The sequence below is a fragment of the Rhodosalinus sp. FB01 genome (genome assembly GCF_041365715.1).
In the GTDB taxonomy this organism is placed as follows: Bacteria; Pseudomonadota; Alphaproteobacteria; order Rhodobacterales; family Rhodobacteraceae; genus Rhodosalinus.
In genome coordinates this window covers 1-361 of the sequence record NZ_JBGFSH010000092.1, presented here as the reverse complement: position 1 = coordinate 361, position 361 = coordinate 1, and the positions used below count along the sequence as shown (strand labels likewise).

General features: G+C 74.5%; 1 pseudogene. It reads right to left on the bottom strand.

Annotated elements, in window-relative coordinates:
* A pseudogene (locus AB6A65_RS16735) lies at window positions 1–361 on the bottom strand (hypothetical protein); the annotation flags it as partial.

The following is a 361-nucleotide window of genomic DNA, read 5'->3' as shown; positions in this document are numbered from 1 at the left end:
GCGGGTGCAGCGCGCCGTCGATCACCAGCATCGGCCCCGACTGCGTCGCGAAGCGGCAGGCCGGCGCGCGGCGCGCGAAGGTGCGCGTTTCGATCACGTCGGCGCGGCCCGGGCGCAGGCAGAGCACGCCGTTCGGCAGCAGGCCGAAGTTGCCCGGCCCGTCGGAGGTGACGAGATGCATGCGCTCCTCGCCCTCTTCGACGTAGAGACCGACCGGGGCGCGGTCCGGGTGGTACATCCCGGCGTTCATCGCCGGGCCGAGGCGCAGGCCGCGGTCTTCGAGCGCCGCCTCGAGCGTGCCGAAGTGCCCGTAGGGCGCGCCGGTGGCGTCGGAGTGGAAGAGGCGCAGGTCGTGGCGCTC